The organism is Nostoc sp. (genome assembly GCF_036917155.1).
GTDB lineage: Bacteria > Cyanobacteriota > Cyanobacteriia > Cyanobacteriales > Nostocaceae > Nostoc.
On sequence record NZ_JBALDZ010000090.1, the window covers coordinates 1 to 16,944 of the forward strand.

The window sequence follows — 16,944 nt, forward strand, 5'->3', positions numbered from 1 at the left end:
TGAATAGCTTCTCTACAAAACTCAGGAGGGTTATCTTGTTGCTGCACTTCCTCTTTCATTGTCTTAGTCATGCGTATATTCATTTTCTCGGTCAGTGGCTCCTCTCTGTCAGTAGTAAATTTTTTTAAATTTTCTGGAGTTCCTTTAGGATTAGCCATTGTTGAGAAATGTAAATAACACTTGAATCTTTTGGAAGCGAAATATTAAGTACTACTCTTGCTCTTATTCCTGTCTAACTTCTCTTGAATAGCTTCTCTACAAAACTCAGGAGGGTTATCTTGTTGCTGCACTTCCTCTTTCATTGTCTTAGTCATGCGTATATTCATTTTCTCGGTCAGCGGCTCATCTCGTTCAGACTTAATTGGTTTTAAATTTTCAGGAGTTCCTTTGGGATTAGGCATTGTTAAGAAATATAAATAACGCTTGAATCTTTTGGAAGCGAAACATTAGAGTTTTAAATCGGTGGTGTTGTCATCCTTGGAAATGGTTCACCACCGATACCACTTTTACAAATGGGTAATTCTATTTTATGTTCACACGTGCAGAACTCGAAATCAAAACCACTGCTGAGTTGAGAGACTTGTGTAGACGTTACGGATTAAAGCCTACTGGGAATGGAGGGTACAAGACTAGTTGGATTGTCACCTTGATGGCATTCCCACAGATAGCACTCACTCAACTAAGGCAGGGAAAAGGCTTGAAGTCACCAGGCTTCAGCGTTATTCAATTCCTTGAAGGAGTGGTAGATGAGATGAATTCACCCACTGATGAGCAAGCAGCGTTGATTAAGCTGACGATGGAGAGCAAAGCTATGAGCTATCCTGACAGATACGACCAAGAGAATTTGCTTAACTTGCACAAGGCTAAGATGCACCTTGAAATGGCGATCGGACTGCTAACCCAGTAAATCAGTTTAGAACCATAACACATTTAGTCCCCAGTATCCTAAGCTTAGGGACTTTTTTATGTTCCATATACCTAAAGTTGTTGGACTTTAGGGATAGTAAGATAGATAGAAATAGGGGTAGAAAGAAATAGTAAATTAATTTTGTAAATTAAATTAGAAAATTACTAGACAAATAATTCCCTCAACATAATGGTTCAAACGTACTAGTAAAGTCAAATACTAGAAAATTAGTAGAGGTAAAGTGTAACAGGCATGAAACCATTGGAAATACGTGATTCTGTTGATTCCCGATACAACCCAGCAGCAATTGAGGAAAAATGGCAAAAAACATGGGTAGAACTTGGCTTAGATAAAATACCGACAGATAGCAACAAGCCAAAATTCTACGCTCTTTCCATGTTTCCTTATCCATCGGGCAGCCTACACATGGGTCACGTCCGTAATTATACGATTACCGATGTGATTGCCCGCCTCAAGCGAATGCAAGGGTATCGGGTAATACACCCAATGGGTTGGGATGCCTTTGGCTTGCCAGCAGAAAATGCCGCCATTGACCATGGTGTACCGCCAGCAAAGTGGACTTATCAGAATATGGCTCAGATGCGGCAACAATTGCAGCGTCTTGGTTTATCTATTGATTGGGAATGCGAACTTGCTACCTGTTCACCAGATTACTACAAGTGGACACAATGGATTTTCTTGCAGTTTTTGCAAGCGGGGTTAGCTTACCAAAAAGAAGCAGGGGTAAACTGGGACCCCATTGACCAAACTGTATTAGCAAATGAGCAAGTCGATAATGAAGGACGTTCCTGGCGCAGTGGGGCAATAGTTGAGCGTAAATTATTGCGCCAGTGGTTCTTCAAGATTACCGACTACGCCGAAGAATTGCTCAATGACTTGCATAAATTGACAGGTTGGCCGGAACGCGTCAAGTCGATGCAGGCAAACTGGATTGGCAAATCCACAGGTGCTTACTTAGAATTTCCCATCATTGGGATAGATGAAAAAATCGCCGTGTACACCACACGTCCAGATACCGTTTATGGTGTCAGCTACCTGGTGTTAGCACCAGAACATCCCTTAACCAAGCGCGTCACGACAAAAGAACAACAAACAGCGGTAGAAGCCTTTATTAAAGAGGTTTCCCATCAAAGTGAGTTGGAACGTACCGCTGAAGACAAACCGAAGCGGGGTATCCCCACAGGTGGTAAGGCAATTAACCCATTTACAGGGGAAGAAGTGCCGATTTGGATTGCTGACTATGTACTGTATGAGTATGGTACTGGAGCAGTGATGGGTGTACCAGCGCACGATGTCCGGGATTTTAAGTTTGCCAAAAATTACGATTTGCCAATTGATTTTGTCATCGTTTCCCCAGATGATGTTGCAGGTTTTGACTTAACTCCTACATCAGAGATTGATGAAGTCACACAACTCATCCAAATTGAATATAACCAGGCATACACTGAACCAGGAATTTTAATTAATTCTGGGGTTTTTACTGGTATGACTTCCACAGATGCTAAACAAGCAATAATTGAATACGCCCAACAACAGGGTTTTGGGAAAGTGCGGGTGCAATATCGCTTGCGGGATTGGTTGATTTCGCGGCAGCGTTACTGGGGCGCACCGATACCTGTAATTCATTGTCCCAACTGTGGGATAGTCCCAGTACCCGACAAAGATTTACCCGTACAGTTGCCGGAAGAAGTGGAATTTACTGGACGTGGTGGTTCACCATTGACTCAGTTGTCAAGCTGGGTAAATGTACCTTGTCCAACTTGTGGCACTCCGGCGAAGCGGGAAACTGATACGATGGATACTTTTATTGATTCATCGTGGTATTTCTTGCGGTTTCCTGACGCTAAAAATGAACAACAGGTTTTCGATTCTAGTAAAATAAACGATTGGATGCCAGTTGATCAGTACGTGGGTGGGATTGAACACGCGATTTTACATTTGTTGTATTCGCGGTTCTTTACTAAGGTTCTGCGGGACAGAGGGTTACTGAACTTTGACGAACCCTTCCAACGCCTGTTAACTCAAGGTATGGTACAGGGTTTAACTTACCTAAATCCTCACAAGGGTGGTAAAGATAAATGGATTCCTTCTAATTTGGTAAATTCAGCCGACCCGCGCGACCCCCAGACAGGTGAACCATTGCAACGTCTCTATGCCACCATGTCTAAATCAAAGGGCAACGGTGTAGCGCCAGAAGATGTAATTGCCAAATACGGTGTAGACACAGCGCGGATGTTCATCTTGTTCAAAGCGCCGCCAGAAAAAGACTTGGAATGGGATGAAGCCGATGTGGAAGGACAATCCCGCTTTTTAAATCGAGTTTGGCGTTTGGTGACGGATTATATTGCTGCTGGGGTATCCCGTAAAAAAGCTCAACTTTCTGATTTAACTAAGCCGGAAAAGGGATTGCGGCGGGCGATTCACACGGCTATTCAAGCGGTGACAGAAGATGTGGAAGATGAATATCAATTCAACACCGCTATTTCCGAATTGATGAAGTTGAGTAATGCCCTAACTGATGCTGACGGCAAAAATTCACCAATTTACGCAGAAGGTATTCAGACTTTGGTGGTTTTACTAGCACCATTTGCACCACATATTGCTGATGAATTGTGGCATTTATTGGGTGAAAGTGATTCAGTTCATACTCAAACTTGGCCATCATTTGACCCTGATGCTTTGGTAGCTGATGAAATCACTTTAGTGATTCAAGTTATGGGTAAAACTCGCGGCTCAATTCAAGTACCAGCACAAGCAGATAAAGCCGCGTTGGAGAAATACGCCCGTGAATCAGAAATTGCTCAACGTTACATCGAAGGTAAAGAGATTACAAAGGTTATTGTGGTGCCTGGGAAGTTGGTGAATTTTGTAGTCAGCTAAGGGACTTCCAAATAAAAAAATATCCCAAAACTGACGCAAAAATCCTCTCTATTTCTCTTCTCTCTGTGTTCTCTGCGTCTCTGTGGTTCGTTTCTTTAGATAATTTATTTCTTGGAAATCCCTAAGAGGAGGTTTGTCAAAATTCTTTGTGAAACTGTACAAAATCAGACTTGGTGAGACAAGGGGGCTTAAGCCCCTTGTTTTAGGCAACCTCATAGGTAATCGTGTATTTTGCTAAGAATAAGGGAGGAAGGGGAGCATCTTGCCTTGATCCTTGATAAATATACCTGGCGATTAGAAATCGCGGCTATACAAACAAAGTCCACCTCCGTGGACTAATACAAAATTAAGGGTTTTTAACCTGGCCTCCGCAGGTTTTGTCTGTATAGCCGTGATTTCTAATCACCGAGGCAAGTAATAAAGATGTGACACTTAGGCTATCGTTTAGAAGTTTAAAATATCTAATGATTCTTCTATTTCTAAATCTAATATTTTTTCTCGTGTATCTTTGAGTGCTTCTAGCTTACCTTCTTGACGATAGATATCTGCCGCTTTTTGAAAATCTTCGATTGCTCCCTGTTTATCTGCGATTTCTAAACGAATATTGCCCCGATTATAATAGGCATCAGCATAGTTGGAATTAATCTGTATCGCCTGAGTATAATCTTCAATTGCTCGCTCGAAATCTCCTAAATCTGAATGAGCATTACCACGGTTGTAATAAGCATCGGCATAATTAGAATTAATCTGTATTGCTTGAGTATAATCTTCAATTGCTCCCTCAAAATCTCCTAAGTCGGAACGAGCATTACCACGTTTTTTATAAGCTATGGCATCTTGAGGATTAATCTTGATTGCTTGGGGAAATCCCGGTTGAGAGCCTAATAAATAACGAGCAATTCCACGGTTTTTATAAGCATTAGCATAATCGGGGTTAATTTTAATAGCCTGGGTATAATCCTCAATTGCTCCTTGATTATCTCCTGCATGAGAACGAGCTTCAGCCCGGTTTTTATAGGCTACGGCAACATTAGGATTAATTCTGATTGCTTGGGTATAATCATTGATTGCTTCTTCTAATCGCCCCAGTTGATACAAGGCTAAACCTCGTTTATTATAAGATTTAGCATCATGGAGATTCATCTGAATTGCCTGAGAATAATCTGCGATCGCAGATTCATAATCTCCTATTTGATAGTGAGCTAAACCTCGTTTATAATATATACTAATATCACCATGATTAACTTGTAAAGCTTGATTATAGTTGGTAATTGCATTGGTATATTCTCCTTTTTCAAAATATTCATCACCTAGTTTTACGTAAACTAGATTTAAATCTTCACTAATATATTCAGGTTTTAAATAAGATTTGACCACCTGATTAATAGTCGGTGGAGATAGAATTTCCTGTTTCGGGAAATATTTATAAATTGGTGGTTGTTGCCTAGAAGAATTATTTATAGAAGATTGTAACTGTTCTAGATAGCACCATAAACCACCACCATATAGTAATTGTTCTATCCCAAAGGAAATTTTACCAGTTTTTAACTTAATCATCCGGGTTGGGAGAAAGCCAGCTAAAAAAAGGTGATATTCTGATTGTGCTTCACTTACATCCTCTTGAATCAAAATGCAAACTACAACGGCATTTTTTTCAACTTCTTCAGAACTAATTGACCATCTTACTCTGTCAATTCGACCGTGACGTGATTTAACCTCAATACCAATAGATGGGTCAGAAGTCAAGGTAAAATCTATATTGCCATCGCCGCCGAATCTCTTTTCATAATCGACTTCGGTAATAAAATCAGCTAAACGTTCTTTGACAACTTCCTCACCCAACTTCCCTTTCAGATAGCTAATAAAAACATCACGGACTGGTAAAACACGCTTATATTTTTCAGCCATCTGCCAGCAAAATTCCCGTAGTGCCTTTAACCTTTCTCCAGAGATTATAGTTAATTCACTATATTGACCTTCTGTTTCACAATGAAGCAGAGAACCAGACGTTAACCTTTTAATAAAATCAGACTGTAGCGATCGCAGTAGTGTAATCCAGTCCATTGATGTTTCTGCGAATCTTTTAATGAGATTATTCTATTAAAATATCCATTTGGCGTAAACCTTTTAAGGAATAAGAATTAAATAACATACAATTTATGTCCCTGGTTTACCTCACCCTCAATCCCTCTCCGATATATTGGAGAGGGATCGTGAGACAGGATCAAGTTTTGCATCTTATTTAATAACGCTCCCACGGTCTGAGTAAGTGTCCCTTGCCGCCCACAACTATACGTAAGCACATTTATAAATTTTTTGTCGAAAATCTTGGAATTGTGCAAGGAAATTGATTGTGATTAAATTTCGGCATAGCTATCAGTATGTCCTGCCAAGATACTTTGTTGTTGATATTACTATGCGTTGGGTATCTGGTGGTTATCCTTTTTTTCTGCCCGCCTAAAGCCAGCGAAATTAATACGCTTTCCTGACAATTCTTGTCCCCAATTAAATAAGTAATATCACCAGAAGAGATGGAATTTTATATTACTTTATTTACTGAGCTAGAGACAGGATGAAGTTTTGCATCTTATTTAATCCATGTTCCTAACTCAGCACTCAATCTTATAGTTCGCCGATAATTTCTGGCTGAGTCAATTCATCGGACATTTCGATAATTGCCCTTAGCACTGGCTTCATGATTGCATCTTCGTTACTTTCAAAGTCTTCGTAACGCCGACGTTTAGCACGATTTGCCACCTGAACCGTAATGCGGTAACGATTTGAGGCTGCACTAATCAGATCCTCAGCACGGTGCATAATCTGAGATTGAGTTGTCTCGAACTTAGAACGCTTTAGCATAATCAGTGGTTCTTGGGGTCATTCTCCAGTGTAACAGTAGTAAATCAGTCTGCTGCTGTCTGTTTAATCGCCAGCAACCTTTCCACTGATAGAGGCTAAGAGTATTTTAATCACTTATAAGTAACTTGTAGTATAAGATAACGCACCCTCATGGCTGACCTTGTGGAAACTGCGATCGCAGCAGGTAATTTCAATACCCTAATAAAGGCTGCTAAAGCTGTGAATTTCATAGAAACTTTGAAAAGCCCTGGTTCTTTCACACTCTTTGCACCAACTGACGAAGCTTTTGCTAATCTGCCAGAGGGAACTTTAGATTTGTTATTACAAGATATTCCCAAGCTCAGGAAAATTGTGGCGTATCATATCGCTAGTGGAGATGTCAGGTCTGATGATTTGGTACAGATTAATGAAGCAGAGACGCTTGAGGGGTCAATTGTAGCCATTGAATCTGCCGACGGTAAATTTAAGGTGAATAACGCCAATGTCCTCAAAACAGATATTCTGACAGACAATGGCGTAATCCATATTATTGATGCAGTATTAATGCCTGCAATGGTGGCGGGAAGGTAATGTATTGGGGCTTGGGGCTTGGGGCATTGGGCATTGGGCATTGGGCATGGGGAAAGAGGAGATAGGAGGCAGAAGTTTTTGAATTGATTTCATTTCTCCCCAGTCCCCAGTCCCCAGTCCCCAGTCCCCAGTCCCCAGTCCCCAGTCCCTACTCCCCAATCCCCAGAATGCACCCACTCCGTGCGGGAACAGTCAATGACAACCGCTGAGTTTCTCCGTCACCATTCCACTCAATTTCAGCTGTGCCATATAACAACTTGTTGGGTTGAGTACGCAAACTGGGGACATCTGCATTTGCTGTTGCTGAACTTGTGCCAGCGTTGACGGCAATTATCAATTCCTCTGTCCCCAAAGTTCGTGCAAAGATATAAAGTTGTCCTTGAGCATGGAGAACTTGGTAATCACCTGTACGCAAGGCTGGGTAACTTTGACGTAGGGCAATTAATTGACGGTGAGTATTGAAAATTTCTTGATTCCATTTACTCTCTAAAGGAAAGCCACGACGCGAGTCGGGATCTATGCCACCAGGTAAACCAACTTCATCACCATAGTAGATACTAGGGGCACCGGGAAAAGTGAGTAGTAGTAGAGTTGATAATTCTACGCTGGCTATATCACCGCCTGCAATAGTCATCAATCGGGCTGTATCGTGACTTGCAAGTAAATTGAGTTGAGTTAGCTGAATTTCCCAAGGGTAAAGTTGCAGTACTTCTTGGATTTTGGTGGCGTACTCAGCAGCAAATAAGGGTGGATAGGGTTGATAGTCGCGGCTTTGGACTTGTTCTAAGACTACGCGATCGCCTGCTGCAAAGGCAATTGTCGGCCCAGCAAATAGATAATTCATCACGCCGTCAAATTGTGTCCCATCCAACCACTGGCGGGAATCTCCCCACACTTCGCCCACAATATAAGCTTCGGGATTGATGGCTTTGACGCGATCGCGAAATTCTTGCCAAAAGCCAGGAGTTTTTATTTCAAATGGTACATCCAAGCGCCAACCATCGATGCCTAATTTAATCCAATATTCGGCAATCTCCATAATGTATTCCCGCACTTCTGGATTGTCGTGGTTAAATTGTGGTAAAGCGCGATTTCCCACCCAACTCACGTAGTTAGCAGGCAATTCCCCGTTGTAAGGTGCTAGAGGCCAGCCTTCAATTTTGAACCAATTTACCCAAGGTGAATGGGGGCCATTTTCTAAAACGTCGTGGAAAAAGAAAAAGCCACGGCTGGAATGGTTAAACACCCCATCCAGAACGACTTTGATATTCCGTTGATGGGCTGCATCAAGCAATTCCTTAAAAGCCTCGTTGCCCCCTAACATCGGGTCAATTTGGTAATAATCGTGGGTATGATAGCGATGATTGCTGGCGGATTGAAAAATGGGTGTGAAGTAAATCGCGTTAATTCCCAAATCCTGGATGTAGTCTAAATCCTCCATGATGCCCCATAAATCGCCGCCTTTATAACCTTGGAGGGTTGGTATAGCGTCCCAATCTTCCCAACGGGCTTCGTGTAACAAACGTTTGCGCGGCTGTTTGCTTCTGGCAAAGCGGTCTGGGAAGATTTGATAGAAAACGGCGTGCTTCACCCAGTCTGGTGTTTGAATTTGCATGAATAACTCTTGGTACGTTCAGAAGCGATCGTTGCAAATATTAGCTTCTTTATGTCTCTTACTTATGATAGAGAATCTGTAATTTGCCAGTATTCATTAGCGATTTAGAATTTCTGATGCTGTTTTATACACAAGATTTATCAGTAATCTATTTTAGTTTTTAAGAATTCGACAAGACAGACTCGCCACTGATAGCATTCTGACCCCTGAATTCTTATTCAAAAAATTTATCTTTTTTATTTATTACTTAATTATTCTTAATTTTATTTTATTCACTTTGTCCGTAATGATTTAGGCAGACAATGGATTAGTTTAATAGCTTGATAAAATTATCTGTTACCCAGACTTGGGTAATTCTTATATGCGGATGCTCAAAGATGTTTCAGGAACCAGAGAAAATTACTATCAGGGAGACTTCATTTAGGAATATGAGTTATAAATTAATACAGTTCAGTTAAGCATTTCTTTCTTCTCTTTGCGTCCTACCCTACGGGAAGCCACTTCGTGTCTATGCGTCCTTGGCGGTAGCCTGCGGCAAGCCGCTCTGCGTCTACGTTAAAAAAATTGAATTTGACAAAGAGTTTTAGCCTTAACTGAACCGTATTGAGTTATAAATTAGCAATTGTCTTAGGAATAAATTCCTGCATCCTAAGCTTATTTGATGTTATCTCTGAAAAAAAATAGATAACTATAGTCGCATCAAATAATCAAGGCTAAAAAACTACATAGTCTGCGTTAATACTAGAGCGACTGATCTTGCTAAAATCACTACTTCGTTGACAGCGAATAATTTAACTTGAGGTAAAAATGAGACACGAAAAACTTTCTCCCGGACTACTGTTAGCATTTCAAGACTATCAAAATGAAGGAGATAAAGCTTTAGTTACACACAAAAAATCCCTTGGCATCATTGCCCACAAAAGCCCAGTCAAGCCCACTAAGAGCGTTGTTTTTATCTACTGCGAGCCTGATGCAGACTTAAGTTACTTATCACAATATAATATTGAAGTCAATCAAAACTCTGGGAGTGTGCGGACAGCTTTCTTACCAATAGAGAGCTTAGATGCCTTATCTGAAGAAGATGTGATTCAGCGGATTAAGCCATCACGCAAACTTCATTTGAGGATGGACACTGCCCTGGGAACAGTCAAACTACCAGAGTTCAAGAACCGAACCGGATTGACTGGTAAAGGAGTAATCATCGGCATTATAGACAGTGGTATTGATCCGAAACACCCCGCCTTTGCTGGAAGAATTTTACACATTTGGGATCAAACACTGCCAGGGCCAGGAGTCACAGAGGGCGGCTATGGGGCTGAATTAACGGGAGCGCAACTGACAATTTCTCAGGATACTGCCGGACATGGTACTCACGTTGCGGGCATTGCTGCCGGTGCTGATACTAACTATGGTGGTGTCGCACCAGAAGCGGAATTAGTTATCGTCAGGTCAGATTTACAGGATGCCCACATTGCGGATGGTGTGCGTTATGTTTTCCGAGTTGCTAGAGAGTTGGGACGCCCAGCAGTGGTAAATCTCAGCTTGGGTGGACACGCTGATGCCCATGATGGTAGCGACTCCTTATCAAAGGTAATTGATGCTGAAACTGGCCCTGGAAGAATTGTTTGCTGTGCTGCGGGTAACGAAGGAAACGATAACATTCATGGACAAGCGACAATACCCAGTGGACGCACTCGTGGTATGCGCTTTAATGTTCCTTTGAATCAAGTAGGCATAGTTTGGTTAAACGCCTGGTATTCCAAAGACAGCCAATTGGAAGTGTCTGTGCGGAGTCCTAATGGTTTTGTCACCCCTTACCAAAAAATAATTACTGAGGGTAATGCCGCTCAAGATTACCAGTTACCAGATGCACGGGTGCAATTAGCAACACCAGCGCCAGATAAAGCCAACGGCGACCATAATTTCTTTGTGCAAATACGTGGTATTGATCCCTCGCCAGTAATGGGAGGTGTTTGGCAACTGCGAGTCCGCAACACTTCTTCAACTGACACACGTTTAGATGTGTGGACATTAGATGACACTTCGTCAGTGTTTTTTACAGGTAAAAGTGTGAAGGATGCGGTCAAAATTGGTTCGCCGGGAGCCGCTAGCAGTGCAATTACCGTTGCCTCCTATACTACTAAAACTAAGTATACAGATATTGATAACCAAGTGCGAGAAATGGGGTTAGAATTGCATACTATTTCGGAATTCAGTAGTGAAGGGCCTCTACGCAATGATGGCCAAAAGCCCGATGTCGCAGCGCCCGGAGCAATGATTATTTCCACCCTTTCCGCCGATGCCAGTTTTGACCGCTCATCGATGATTAATTCCAAATTTGTGGTGCAGGCTGGTACGAGTATGGCGACACCCTTCGTTAGTGGGTTAGTGGCGCTGCTGTTGCAGCGAGATCCTAAACTTGATCCGGCTGCTGTGAAAGACTACCTACGTAAAAATAGTGCAATTCCCGGAAAAACCGCAGGCACATTTGATGACAAATGGGGCTATGGAGTGATTAATGCTTTAAATCTGTAATTAGACTGAGAAAAATGGATATTATTTCTGTACAAAGGTAGGCAATAATAACCGATAAATTTGATAAGTTAGGGTAGGCAGAAATTGTCTACCCTACTTACCAAGGAGTTGCTGATGAATTATCATAAACTAGATGCCGCTCTTGCTACAGCCCTGAATGACATTCAAGATTCAGAAGAAACTAATTTGGCAGTTTTTATCCACACTGAACCAGTTTTAGACTCGGCTGCAACTGCTGTTTTAGAAAGTTTAGGTGTCAGTGATGTTAGCAGTGGCAAAGATATTTTCACGGCAACACTGTCAGCCAATGCCATTTCCCAGTTGTCAGAGCAACCTTGGGTGAAATTTTTGAAGCGATCGCACCAATTACGTTTGGTTAATAAGAGAATCAATATAGGGAAGTTGGGCGTTTAATGGGTATTGCCTACCTTTTATACAGATAATTTTTTGCTGTTACTGTGAATCAGGTTTTGGTTTTTCTGGAAACTTACACTTCACTTGAATTTCCAGATTACTTTCAGCAGAGCCTTCGGTAATGTAAGGAATGCCGGCCTTCCCACCGAGCTTAATGCCAAATTTAAGGCTTACCTCCTCAATTTCAGCAGTGTTGAAGTCTTTAAAAGCACTAAGAGCATAGATAGTATAAGAGCGAATCATTTGCCGAGCTTGTTGCATCCGAGCGATCGCATCTGTTCGCACATCCTTGTATTCTATGCCATCATCGTCCTCCTCAATTTCCTGAGTTATTTCGGTGGCTGTGACGTTAATCTCAATCTGCTCAATCTCCCCATCTGCTTGGAAAAATAGTTGCTGCACTTCTGACATAAGCTACCTCAATTAAAGTTTTGTAACGGATCTGAATAAATTTCAGCTTGCTTGCAGAAAACTAACAGATGGTATTGTTTCTAATAACACAGCCATCATTGTGTCTGTCAAGATTATCCCGCATTTATCAACCCAAGGTATGTTAAATGGCACGATACGCGCTTGTTATTGGCATCGCTGAGTATCTCAGCCCATCATTACCGCGTTTGTCGAAGACTACAAATGATGCTGAAGCGATCGCGCAAATCCTAGAGCAATATGGTGATTTCCAGTCTGTACAAAGACTACCACAGCGTTGGAATAAAGATAAAAACGGCTATGAAATGGCAGCGTCAAAAGTTACTGGCGCTCAACTGGGCCAAGATTTGAGAACATTCCTGCTAGAGCAAGCAACTAATAATGAAGCGCTGATTTATTTTAGCGGACACGGTTTTACTATTTCCGACAACTTGAGACAACAAAAGGGATATTTGGCAAGTTCTGATTGTCAGATTGAATTTAAGGAAAACGAAAATGTTGAACAAAAATATGGCATTCCCCTGGATAGCCTTAACGACTTAATTCGAGCTTCGCAATTGAGTAGTTTAGTGATGCTACTCGATTGCTGTCATAGTGGCTATTTTCTGGAAAGACAGTTAATAGAAAGAACTCTTAACGCTTTCAGTTCGCAAAAAGATTATTACTTAATTACAGCTTGTCGCGGCTTTGAAAGTGCGGGAGTGATTAAAAGTGAAGAATACAGCATTTTCACAGGTGCAGTTGTTAAGGGATTGATGGCAGAAAATGTAGGTAGTAGTAGGCGAATAAGTGGCGATCGCTTGTTTGATTTTGTCAGCAACGAACTTAAAGGTTCCGTAGATCAAGCCTTTGCGCGTTGCTTGTTTATGGAATTAGTGCAGTTAGGTGAAGCTGGAGAAGTGACGCGGCGGCGTGCTAGCTGGGAGAGATTAGAAGTAGTTGCAGATTCTCCACAACAATTGCAACGGGTTGTAGGATTACTAGCAGGTTCTCAACAACGTTTAATTATCACTGATCAAAATACTGTAGAAGTTACTCATGAAGCACTTTTATCTGAGTGGAAATTATTAAATAGTTGGATTACTGAAAATCTGGAGAATATTCGTCTGAGTCGTTCTTTAGAGGAAGATTGCCAAGAATGGCTACAAAGATTTAATAAATTAGATGAAGCACTATTGACGGGTGCAAAGTTGGCTGTATTTTCTGAGTGGGTGAATAAGACTCAGCCAAGACTTACGCCATTGGAATCAGAATTTTTGCATAAAAGTTTGGAGAGACGCGATCACCAAAATCAGGCAGAATTAGAGCAAGCAAAAAAACTCCAACAGCAAGCAGAAGCCAAAGCCAAAGCTGAATCACAAAGAACTAGATTTGCGATCGCTTCTGCAACACTTATCATCTTATCTCTGGGATTGGGATTACAGCTACAACAAAAGATATCAGAGAAAAAACAAGGAGATGCGATTGCTTCTGTACTACTAGTTGAAAAATCTAAGCTACTTTTAGCTCAAAATAATCAGCTTGAGGCAATGATCGCAAGTGTCCAAGCGCTCAAGGAGTTGCAGCGTTTGGGTGGAGACAATTCTAAAGCACTCAATCAACTGAAAGTAGTAATTGACTCAGTGAAAGAGCATAATCGATTAGTAGATCATAAAAGTAGCGTTTGGGGCGTGAGTTTTAGTCCTGACGGTAAAATAGCCTCTTCTGGTTACAACACTCCAATCAAGATTTGGGATAAGAATGGCAAATTCTTATACGATCTTTTGCCTGGACATACTGATGGAGTTTGGAGTGTAAGATTTAGCCATAATGGAAAATTTCTAGCCTCTACAAGCCAAGATAAAACGTTCAAACTTTGGAATATAGACGCGAAAGAAAATAAACTGATAAAAACTTTTACAGGTCATAATGGTACTGTTTATGATGTTAGTTTTAGTCGAGATGATAAAATTATTGCTTCTGGTGATCGTGATGGAATCATAAAAGTTTGGTACACTGATATTCAAGAGAACCCACCTCAACCCATTCACACATTAAATATCGGGGAATTACTTAAAAAGGAGGGATATAATGTAAATAAACCACCTCGAGTTAACAGTCTAGACATTGATCCTAATGACAGTTCAAAAATTGCTTACGTTGATGATGATGGTAGTGTTAGAATTTGGGATTGGGAAAAAAAGGATACTCCCCCAGAAAACATTGGTACACATGGTAAAAGAGCTTTGCTTATAGTTAGATATAGTTTGCAGAGAAAAAACTTACTGGCTTCTGCCGATGAGGATGGTAATATATTTATCTGGAATACTAAAAATAAACAGAAAAAACCGATAGCAATAATCAAGAATGCTCACGCAAGTATAATATACGGCTTAGATTTTAGTCCTAATGGTAAAGTACTCGCTTCTGGCGGTGTTGATCAAACTGTAAAGGTGTGGGATGTAGATAAAGCTATTAATGGAGAAGGTTCTTTAATAGCAACTTTGAAAGGACACACTCTGCAAGTTAATCGGTTAGAGTTTAGTCGTGATGGCAATATAATTGCTTCTTCCAGTAATGATGGAACTGTAAGACTCTGGAAGTGGCAAAGCAGTTCTAGAAAAGATGTTACCCCCGAAGTGGAAAACTTGGTGAAATATAGCTGTAAATTTTTAGAAGAATATTTACAAACTAATAAAAATATACCAGATTGGTTTAATTACCAATCTGATATCTGCTCTTTTAAGGAAAAGTGAACAACTTAACTATTTAGAATGCTGTTTTAGCCGTCAATTTGATCCTTGATTCTTGCTTGGCTCTTTGGTAGTAATATCTTGAGGATCATTACCTCCAATATGTTCATTCTCACCTTGTGGAATCTCTGCTTTTTCTTCGTTTGTCTTTTTTTGATTATCTGTCTTAGAAGTGGAGCTTTTAACGTTCACCATATGTCTGTTACCCTGTTTTAAATATCTACTCTTAAGAAGTTAGCTTAATAGCTGGTTTTTAGCTAACTGTAAGTTAATACACTATAAAAACAATATTTTACGGATTACACATAGAACTTTTTTAGATTTATTTTTATAATGAGGTTTATTACAGACTATTTACCTCTTTTCCTTCTAAGCTGTCTCACAGAGATAAAATTTTGCGCGAGGGTGGTCTAGTCGAAACTTCCTACACTTTTCACCTAAATTAATACAAATGTTCTATTAATCTCCTTATCAGCCGCACCATCCATACACTACCAGCATTCTGTAAAATTCATTCTAAAGAATCAGGTGATCCCCCTTACCTGTGGTGGCAGACAGTCCTAAACTGAAGATGAGAGTTGAAAGGCAGCTGGGAGAAATTTTGTGAAAAAAGTTTTATCAATCATTCTTGGTGGTGGCGCGGGTACTCGGCTTTACCCCCTAACCAAACTCCGCGCTAAACCAGCAGTACCAGTAGCGGGGAAGTACCGCCTAATCGATATCCCTGTTAGTAACTGCATAAATTCCGAAATATTCAAAATCTACGTCCTGACACAATTCAACTCAGCTTCCCTGAATCGCCATATCGCCCGTACCTACAACTTTACTGGCTTCAGCGAGGGCTTTGTGGAAGTGCTAGCCGCACAGCAAACGCCAGAAAACCCCAACTGGTTCCAAGGTACAGCCGATGCTGTCCGTCAGTATCTATGGCTGTTGGAAGAATGGAATGCAGAGGAATATCTGATCCTCTCAGGAGATCACCTCTACCGCATGGATTACCGCTTATTTATCCAGCGCCATAGAGAAACGAAGGCTGATATCACTCTCTCAGTTATCCCCATAGACGAGCGCCGCGCCTCAGATTTTGGTTTAATGAAAATTGACGATTCTGGTAGGGTTGTTGACTTTAGCGAAAAACCTAAAGGCGAAGCCCTAACCAAAATGCGCGTCGATACCAGTATCCTGGGATTGACAAAAGAACAAGCCAAATTACAGCCCTACATTGCCTCAATGGGGATTTATGTCTTTAAAAGAGATGTTTTGATCAAGTTGTTGAAAGAATCTTTAGAACGGACGGATTTTGGTAAAGAAATTATTCCAGATGCTTCTAAAGATTACAACGTTCAAGCTTATCTATTTGATGACTACTGGGAAGATATTGGAACAATTGAGGCATTTTATCAAGCAAATTTAGCACTGACTCAGCAACCCCAGCCACCCTTTAGCTTCTACGATGAAGAAGCACCAATTTATACCCGCCCGCGTTACTTACCTCCGACTAAACTTTTAGATTGCCATATCACAGAATCAATTATTGGCGAAGGTTGTATTCTGAAAAATTGCCGCATTCAACATTCAGTATTAGGAGTGCGATCGCGGATTGAATCTGGCTGTATCATCGAAGAATCTTTGCTCATGGGTGCAGATTTTTACCAACCTTCTGTTGAACGCCTATGCAATGTAGAAAAAGGTAGCATTCCTGTAGGTATTGGTACTGACTCAATTATTCGCGGTGCCATCATCGATAAAAACGCCAGTATCGGGCATGATGTCAAGATTATCAATAAAGATAACGTCCAAGAAGCTGACCGCGAAAGTCAAGGTTTTTACATCCGCAGTGGTATCGTTGTCGTGTTGAAAAATGCTGTAATTCCCGATGGAACAATCATTTAAGAGTTAGGAGTTAGGAGTTAGGAGTTAGGAGTTAGGAGTTAGGAGTTAGGAGTTAGGAGTTAGGAGTTAGGAGTTAGGAGTTAGGAGTT

At 41.0% G+C, this 16,944-nt stretch carries 13 protein-coding genes; 7 read left to right on the forward strand and 6 right to left on the reverse strand.

The genetic code is table 11. The features are described 5' to 3' along the window. Positions 1-203: 203 nt before the first annotated feature. Complete coding sequence (locus V7K67_RS13360; RefSeq protein WP_334706566.1) at positions 204-401, reverse strand: hypothetical protein; 198 nt, start codon at positions 399-401, stop codon at positions 204-206. Positions 402-529: 128 nt separating this feature from the next. Here V7K67_RS13360 and V7K67_RS13365 point away from each other — a divergent pair, with 128 nt between their 5' ends. After that, complete coding sequence (locus V7K67_RS13365) at positions 530-907, forward strand: hypothetical protein (protein WP_334706567.1); 378 nt, start codon at positions 530-532, stop codon at positions 905-907. Positions 908-1,159: 252 nt separating this feature from the next. Next, positions 1,160-3,808: a leucine--tRNA ligase gene (leuS, locus tag V7K67_RS13370; protein WP_335166894.1), complete on the forward strand. Its 2,649-nt coding sequence runs from the start codon at positions 1,160-1,162 to the stop codon at positions 3,806-3,808. Positions 3,809-4,252: 444 nt separating this feature from the next. On the opposite strand, the gene V7K67_RS13375 is transcribed toward leuS, so the two are convergent. Beyond that, on the reverse strand, positions 4,253-5,872 hold the full coding sequence (locus tag V7K67_RS13375) for a tetratricopeptide repeat protein (RefSeq protein ID WP_334732374.1): 1,620 nt from the start codon (positions 5,870-5,872) through the stop codon (positions 4,253-4,255). Positions 5,873-6,430: 558 nt separating this feature from the next. Continuing rightward, the gene (locus tag V7K67_RS13380; RefSeq protein WP_179064685.1) at positions 6,431-6,667 is read right to left on the reverse strand and encodes a DNA-directed RNA polymerase subunit omega; all 237 of its coding nucleotides are present in this window, start codon (positions 6,665-6,667) and stop codon (positions 6,431-6,433) included. A gap of 150 nt (positions 6,668-6,817) precedes the next feature. Between V7K67_RS13380 and V7K67_RS13385 the strand changes: the two genes are divergently transcribed. Beyond that, a complete protein-coding gene (locus V7K67_RS13385) occupies positions 6,818-7,237 on the forward strand; it encodes a fasciclin domain-containing protein (protein WP_334732375.1) in 420 nt (139 codons plus the stop codon). 148 nt (positions 7,238-7,385) lie between these two features. Here the strand turns inward: V7K67_RS13385 and V7K67_RS13390 are convergent, their stop codons facing one another. Continuing rightward, entirely contained in the window at positions 7,386-8,852 is a 1,467-nt protein-coding gene (locus tag V7K67_RS13390) for a glycoside hydrolase family 13 protein (protein WP_334732376.1), read from the reverse strand. Between the two features lie 807 nt (positions 8,853-9,659). Here V7K67_RS13390 and V7K67_RS13395 point away from each other — a divergent pair. Continuing rightward, positions 9,660-11,387, forward strand: coding sequence for a S8 family peptidase (locus V7K67_RS13395; protein ID WP_334732377.1), 1,728 nt, complete (start codon positions 9,660-9,662; stop codon positions 11,385-11,387). 114 nt (positions 11,388-11,501) lie between these two features. Beyond that, complete coding sequence (locus V7K67_RS13400; protein WP_335166897.1) at positions 11,502-11,801, forward strand: hypothetical protein; 300 nt, start codon at positions 11,502-11,504, stop codon at positions 11,799-11,801. A 39-nt stretch (positions 11,802-11,840) separates the two neighbouring features. Here the strand turns inward: V7K67_RS13400 and V7K67_RS13405 are convergent, their stop codons facing one another. Continuing rightward, positions 11,841-12,212, reverse strand: coding sequence for a CU044_2847 family protein (locus V7K67_RS13405; RefSeq protein WP_334697358.1), 372 nt, complete (start codon positions 12,210-12,212; stop codon positions 11,841-11,843). A gap of 146 nt (positions 12,213-12,358) precedes the next feature. On the opposite strand from V7K67_RS13405, the gene V7K67_RS13410 reads away from it, so the two are divergent. Then, positions 12,359-14,965 carry an nSTAND1 domain-containing NTPase gene (locus V7K67_RS13410; RefSeq protein WP_335166899.1) on the forward strand — a complete coding sequence of 869 codons (2,607 nt, stop codon included), beginning with the start codon at positions 12,359-12,361 and terminating at the stop codon, positions 14,963-14,965. Positions 14,966-14,998: 33 nt separating this feature from the next. Here the strand turns inward: V7K67_RS13410 and V7K67_RS13415 are convergent, their stop codons facing one another. Next, positions 14,999-15,157, reverse strand: a complete 159-nt coding sequence (locus V7K67_RS13415) for a hypothetical protein (RefSeq protein ID WP_335166902.1) — start codon at positions 15,155-15,157, stop codon at positions 14,999-15,001. A gap of 408 nt (positions 15,158-15,565) precedes the next feature. Between V7K67_RS13415 and V7K67_RS13420 the strand changes: the two genes are divergently transcribed. After that, positions 15,566-16,855, forward strand: coding sequence for a glucose-1-phosphate adenylyltransferase (locus V7K67_RS13420; RefSeq protein WP_334732382.1), 1,290 nt, complete (start codon positions 15,566-15,568; stop codon positions 16,853-16,855). Positions 16,856-16,944 lie beyond the last annotated feature (89 nt).